Below are 7968 nucleotides of genomic sequence, written 5' to 3'. Positions count from 1 at the left end.
TCTGAAAAAAACTTTTAAAGAAAACTCACTATATTTCTTAGATTAGCTGTCTGCAAATTCGTATTCATTCAAAAGTTCTTCAAGATCATCTAATGACAAATCAGAACCATAATCAGATGATGTTTTTTCACTGTCAGATTTATTGACACAGTGATGGATAATCTGTTCTAAATGACTTTTGTAAGTTTTATTAAAGGTCTCAATTAGTGATTCTGAGTATTCTTTATAGTTAAAAGTAGTACTAATGAATAATTTGCCTTCTGCCACGATAGAATCTATTTCAATAGAAGCGTCTCTGGCACTGCTATCACCAATATTGGCACCGGTTGGTAGCCATGATGAAGAAAATTCATCATTTGTAATATCGCTATCAATTTCACCTAAGTAGTTAAACAATATAGGTGCCTCATCCTCAAAAAGAATGTCTGATTTCGCCAGATATTTTAAGATTCCATACCCTATTCCATTATTTGGGACTTTCCTTAATGTTTCCTTTACTATCTTTATACTCTTAGATAAATCCCTTTCATCATTTAAATTTAGATATACAGGATACAATGAAGTAAACCAGCCTATTGTTCTGCTTAGATCTATTCTCTGAATGACTTCTTCTCTTCCATGCCCCTCCATAAGAACTTTCATTTTATTTTCACTTGTCAAGTCCCTTACTGTTACCAATAAAGCAGTTAAAAGCAAGTCATTTATCTGTGTATTGTATGCTTGGTTGGCTTCAGCCAATAATTTGGCCGTAAATTCTTCATTTAAAGAAGTTCTAAATGTTTTACTGTTTTCATAATCATTAGAAATTTCTTCTTGTATTTTGGGTAAGAATGGTGCTTTTTCACTTGATATTTTTTCCCAGTATTTCAATTCTTTATTAAGCTGCTTGCTGTCAGCATATTCTGCTAATTTTCTTGAAAACTCCATGTAAGAGCTGGTTTTAAAACCCAGGTCAATTTTTTCTCCGTTTAGGACTTGATTATATGCTGTTTGTAAATCTTCGATTAGTATTCTCCAGGAAACACCATCAATAATTAGGTGATGAACAACCATTAAAAGATGGTCACCTTGATGTGTTTTGAAAATACAGAGTTTCACAAGTTTCTCATCTGTTATCGAAATCTCTTTCTGCAGCTCAGCAGCTGTTTGTTGTACAAGTGTTTCAGTGTCTTGTTCATTCGAAATATCTCTGACAATCAAATCAAAGACTTTTTCATTTAATCCCCGGTTAAATTGGATGAATTCTCCATTTTCTTCTTTAAATACGATTCTAAGTGCATCATGCTGTTCAGTAATTTTAGTAAACACAGCTTCAACAATATTTTCATTAAATCCATCTTTTCTAAAAAGGATTAATGACTGATTATAATGATCGAATTCGGTATTATTTATATCAAAATACCTTTTCTGGATAGGAGTTAAGGGAATCCTTCCCTCAATAATTTCGTGTTCATTACTAGGTTTTATTTCGGATACAATATATTTGCTAAGATTCTTTATTTTAGGATTAGCAAACAAATCTCTGATCTTAAGTCTAAGTCCTTTCTTTGAAAGCCTTGAGACAATCTGCAAAGCTTTAATTGAGTCGCCCCCGATTTCAAAAAAGCTCTTGTTGATTCCAATACCACTTATACCCAGGACATCTTCCCATGCAGCAACTAATTGTTCCTCCACATGGTTCCTAGGCGGTTCATAACTTTCAGAAGCGATATAAGAATTAGATTCAACTATAGGTAGTGCTTTTCTATCGATCTTTCCATTAGGAGTTAGTGGAAAAACATCCAATTGAATAAAATAAGATGGAATCATGTAATCTGGTAAATACTTAGTCAAAAAACTTCTTAATTGGCTTGCAGTTATATTCGATTTAGCGGTAAAATACGCATACAAATTGGGGATATTATTTTTATTATTGCGTACGATTACCAATGCTTGTTTTATATTCGAGTATTGAAGTAAATGAGATTCTATCTCACCTGTTTCAATTCTATAGCCTCTGATTTTCACCTGATCGTCTGCTCGTCCAAGAAACTCCATGTTTCCATCTGGCAGCCATCTAGCCATATCCCCGGTTTTATACATTTTCTGTCCTGTATTAAAGCAATCATCTAAAAATCTTTCCCTTGTCAGAGAAGGGTTGTTTAAATAACCTCTTGCTACACCTTTTCCTCCTATATATAACTCTCCATATACTCCTAATGGCTGGGGAGTTAATGAAGAACTTAATACATAAAACCTTGTATTATTGAGCGGCTTTCCTATTGGTGTGTTCGTAATTTGAGGAAGTCTATCATAGGATTCTTCATAATAACTGGAATCCACAGCAGCCTCGGTTACTCCATAACTATTGACAATTCTCATTTTCTCCCCAAATAATTCATTTAATTTTTTATATTCATTCACTGGACAGATGTCAGAGCCTAAAATCAATAATTTTAAACTACTGATTTCAAGTTTTTTGTCGTGGATATAATTCATTAAAGGAATGATGAGGCCGGGTGTCGATTCAAAGATATTTATCTTATGCTTCATAATAACTTCATGTAATAATTCCATGTCTAATTTAGTTTGGTTTGACACAATATACATTGTGCCTCCGTTCAATAAGCTTCTGCATAAATCTCCAGTAAATACGTCAAATGACATACTTGCCAATTGAAGGAGCCTTACTTTAAATTTAGATAAACCATAGTGATATCTCCAAGCGTAATGGGCATTTATTATGTTTTGATGCTCTACCATAACTCCTTTAGGAGTACCACTTGTTCCAGATGTATAAATTACATATGCTAAATCAGATGATAAACTAATGGTATTAAGGTTTGTTCCGTCTTCATGATATATATCTAAATCTTCAATATTTATTGCTTCTTGTCGGAAATTCATTTTTCTGATGTAATGACCCTGCGTAAGAATGATATCTGCTAAACTGTCATTTAACATAAAATCTATTCTCTCTCTGGGATAATCCGGATCGATTGGAAGGTATGCTCCTCCAGCTTTTAAAATCCCGAGTATTCCAGCAACCATGTTTAGTGATCTATCGACCATTATTCCGACTATACTACCTCTTGTTATCCCTTTGTTCCTTAAAGTTCTAGCTAGTCTATTAGCTTTTTCGTTTAATTCCTTGTAGCTAATTTCATTTTCACCAAAAACAGCAGCTGCTGAGTCAGGATTATTTTCAGCCTCATTTTCAAATATCGTATGAATAGTAGAGACTGGAAAGGGAGTCTGAGTATTATTAAACCCGTTTAAAAGTGTATTCTTTTCTTCAACTGAAAGAATATTAAGTTCTCTTAACTTTTGATTTGGATCATTGACAATTGCTTGTAATAAGTTTTTAAAATGATCCGCTAGGCGTTCCATTGTGCTTTCTTTAAACAATTTCGTACAGTATTCAAGGTCGAATTTTATAAGATCTGTATATTCAATGGCTGAAAGACTTAAATCAAACTTTGCTATGTTGAAATCAATGTTAATAGGTTCAAAGGTTAATCCGCTTATATCAAAGCTGGTTCCTGTTGCACTATGAGTTGAAAACATCGTATCAAACAATGCATTTCTGCTTATGTCCCGTTGTAAATTTAGTCTTTCAATCAGCTCATCGAATTGGTAATCTTGATTATCGTAGGCATTCAAGGTATTTTCTCTAATTTCCTTTAAGAAGTCGGTAAATCTAATTCCTTGTCTTGGATAATTCCTCATGGCCAAAGTATTGACGAACATCCCTACAACATTTTTTAAATCTTCATGGTGTCTCCCAGCAATAGGAGAGCCAACAATAATATCTTCTTGCCCTGTATATTTTGAAAGAAGAGCAGTATAAGCTCCTAACAAGAGCATATACATCGTCACTTCTTTTTCTTTTGCCAATACTTTCAATTTATGTGTTAATTCAGGTTCCAATGTAAAACCAAGTCTATGACCTTCATTCCTTTGAATCTGTGGTCTCGGATAATCTGTAGGCATATTAAGGACTGGGATTTCATCTTTAAATACGTTTAACCAATATCCTTCCTGCTTTTTTATATTTCCATTGGTGTATAATTCCTTTTGCCATTCAGAATAATCTTTATATTGTATTTTTAATGGAGGTAAAGGGTTGCCATTATAATAATCTGCTAATTCTTTCATTAGTATTTCAATTGAGATGCCATCTGAAATGATATGGTGCATATCAAACAGCATTATATGTTCTTCAGGATCAATCCTTATTATTTCTACTCTTAAAAGTGGAGCCTCTTCTAAATTAAACGGCTTAATGAATTGCGAGACTTTATTTGTTAAACTTAACTCATCCCAAAAGCTAATGTTAATTTTGAATTCTGCATCTTTTAATATCTTTTGTACCGGTTCTCCATTTTGTATTACAAAAGCTGTCCTTAATCCTTCATGTCTGTTAATTAACTTTCTAAAGGTATTTTCAAATTCTTTAACATTAAGTGGCCCTCTTATTTTTAAGACAAACGGAAGATTATATGTAGTACTGTTCCTTCCTTCTATTTCATTGAGAATATAAAGCCTTTTTTGAGCTGAGGACAGGGAATAATAACCCTTTTCTTCAGTTTGCTTTATAGTTGAATAAATGCTTGTCTCTTGTCTATTTATCCATTCACTGATTCCTTTTATTGTAGGTGAAGTAAAAATTTGCTTTAGGGGAATTTCTACTCCCAGCTGTTTATAAATTTGGGATGCCAAAGAAAAAGCCTTTAGAGAATCACCGCCCGCTTCAAAGAAATTATGAATAACACCAATTTTTTTAATCCCTAAAATTTCTTCCCAAATCGCTAGAAGTTTTTTTTCTATTTCGTTTTGAGGTTCCTGGTATATTTCTTCAATTTTTTTAGTCAAATCTGGTTTTGGCAAAGCTTTAAGATTAATCTTCCCATTTATTGTGAGAGGCATCTTTTTCAACTGAATAAAATGCGAAGGTACCATATATTCTGGAAGTTCTTTCAAAAGAGCTTCTCTGAGCTCAATTTTCTCTATATTTTCCTGAATTCCGGTCATGGTTAAGTAAGCACACAGATACCTGCTATTATTATTTCCTTCTATTACTGCCACTTTTGCTTCTTTAATGTTTTTATGTTGTAACAAGTAATATTCTATTTCATCAAGTTCAATTCTGAACCCTCGTATCTTAACCTGATTGTCTATTCTCCCCAGAAACTCAATGTTTCCATCTGGCAGCCATCTAGCCAAATCTCCTGTACGATACAGCTTTTCTTCAGGATTCCACTTGTCCATTACAAATTTACTTTCTGTCATCTCATTATTATTCTGATATCCTCTGGCTACTCCCTTTCCGCCAATATATAATTCTCCAGCCACTCCAATCGGGAGCAATTGGAAGTGCTCATCGAGAATATTGACTTTATAATTACTGATTGGCTTGCCAATGGGTATACTTGTTTTAATCAAATCTTCTGGGCTGACCTTATAGTATGTTGCACAGACAGTTGCTTCCGTTGGTCCGTATGAATTGTATACATCCGCATACTTAATGATGTTTTTTATATATTCATACTTTAAAACGTCACCGCCACTAATAAACTTCATTTTATTATTCAAAATCAAATGTTCATTCTTATCAATTTCATTCAATAATAAGGGTGAGCAACTAACTAAAGTAACATTGTGTAAGTTAATTAAGTTGACTAGCCTATCAATATTCATCTCTTTGAGGTTTGGGCTTATTACAATCTTTCCGGAGCTTAGCAGAATTGGAAAAATTTCTTCTGTAAATGCATCAAAAGAAAATGAAGCTACCTGAAGTATTGTATCCTCCTCATTCAAAGGTATAACTTTTGAAAATGCATGTATGTAATTCACAACATTTTGATGCGTGGTCATTACTCCTTTTGGTTTCCCTGTCGATCCTGATGTATAAATAATGTAGGCTAAATCTGAAGAATCATTGATATAAGGTAAATTATCCTTGCTTTGTTTACTGATACTCTTGTCTTCAAACGAAATTCTTTCTATCGCCGTTTCAAACCTATTAATAATATGATCCTGACTTACAATTATTTTTACTTTGCTATCTTGAAGAATGTGCTGGATTCTATCCGCAGGATACTCGGGATCTATCGGAAGATAGGCTCCTCCTGCTTTTAGTACTGCTAATATTCCGACTATCATTTCTATAGATTTTTCAGCAATAACCGCTGTAATTATATCCTTGCCTACTCCTTTTGAACGAAGTATTTTTGCCAGCTGGTTTGCTTTTTCGTTCAATTCCAAATAAGTAATATGCTTTTCTTCAAAAATCAGCGCTGTATGATTAGGTGACTTTTCTACTTGCTTTTCGAATAATTCGGTTAAATTTAGAGTTTTGGGCAGCTCCACCTTGGTATCATTGAACTTATGTAATAATAACTGTTTTTCTTCTTTTGAAAGAATATTGATTTCTTTCAATTGTTGTGCTGGATCATTGACAACTGAAACTAACAAATTAACAAAGTGTCCTGCTAACCTTTTAATAGATTCTCTTTTGAATAACTTCGTGCAGTATTGTAAATCTAACGAAATATGATCTGGATACTCTATGGCTGTAAGGCTTAAATCAAATTTAGCTATATTTAAGTTAAAATCATATACTTCTGTTGAGACTCCATCGATATTAAATGAAAAATCACTATATGTTTGGATATCAAACATGGTGTCAAATAAGGGATTTCTGCTTTTATCACTGTTAATTTCTAACTTTTCAACCAGGGAATCAAATTGATAATCCTGATTATCATATGCGCCTAAAGTGTTTACTCTTACCTCTTTCAGATAATCAGTAAAGCTTATATTAGCCCTAGGATTATTGCGCATTGCCAAGGTATTAATGAACATGCCGATGACATTTTTAAATTCAGTACGAGATCTGCCTGAAACCGGGGTTCCAATTATAATATCTTCTTGCCCAGTATGTTTTGAAAGCAATATTGTATATGCAGCTAAAAGAAGCATGTACATCGTAACGCCATTTTTTCTGGCAAGAGCTTTGAGCTGTTGCATTAGATCAGCTTCTATTTCAAAAACTAAACTGTCACCCTTGTTACTTTGAGTTTGAGGTCTTTGATAATCTGTTGGTAAATTAAGAACTGGGATTTCGCCTTTGAATAAGTTAAGCCAAAATTCTTCTTGTTTTAGTATTTTTTTCTCTTCATACTGCGTTTTTTGCCATTCAGAGTACTCTTTATAGTGTATTTCTAATGGGCATAATTCAATTCCGTTGCAAATATCAGAAAGCTCTTTCATCATAATAATCATAGACATGCCATCAGAAATAATATGATGCATATCAAGCATCAATATATGTTCATCTTCATTGATTTTTAATAAATCTACTCGGAGTAACGGTGCCTTCTCTAAATTAAATGGTCTTATAAAGGACTCGATTCTTGCTGGTACATCTGCCTCTGCTGATTCTCCATATCCTATTTCAAAATCCACATTTTGTTCTACTTTTTGTACGGTCTCACCGTTAACCTTAACAAATGAAGTTCTTAAGATTTCATGTCTCTTAATCAGCATTTTAAAGGCATTTTCAATGTTGGTTAATTGAACGTCGCCATTTAATTTCATAACCAAAGGTATATTGTATGTGGTACCTTCCGTTTCTAATTCATGTAATATAACCATTCTCTTTTGCGATAATGACATAGGATAGCAGCCGTTTTTGGTTGGTATAACTTTTGTGATCTCACCGTTTCTTTTAATATCTTCTCTTTCTAAAAACGCAATTATTTGTTCCTTATGGCCTTTTATCCTTTGTTTGACTTCATTAGTTATTAAGTCTCGAGGTCCGATAATCTTTATTTTTCCTTGGTTTTGATATATTGAAATATTTAACTTTTTAAGATCATTTAAAAAACATTTAATGTCCATTTGGGGATGATCACTCCTTTCGATTTATCCGATGCCTGCTATAAATTTCATTGAAGACAGAACCATACATATGGATGTGCAATC

1 protein-coding gene is annotated in these 7968 nt (G+C 33.2%); it reads right to left on the bottom strand.

The genetic code is table 11. The annotated features are described in order from the left end of the window. Positions 1-42: 42 nt before the first annotated feature. Positions 43-7884 carry an amino acid adenylation domain-containing protein gene (locus NYE23_RS06305; protein ID WP_341076312.1) on the bottom strand — a complete coding sequence of 2614 codons (7842 nt, stop codon included), beginning with the start codon at positions 7882-7884 and terminating at the stop codon, positions 43-45. Positions 7885-7968 lie beyond the last annotated feature (84 nt).

Origin of the sequence: Cytobacillus sp. FSL H8-0458, assembly GCF_038002165.1 — a bacterium.
Classification (GTDB): domain Bacteria; phylum Bacillota; class Bacilli; order Bacillales; family Cytobacillaceae; genus Cytobacillus.
Note: the sequence above shows the minus strand (reverse complement) of the source record. Positions and strands in the feature narration are given on the sequence as shown.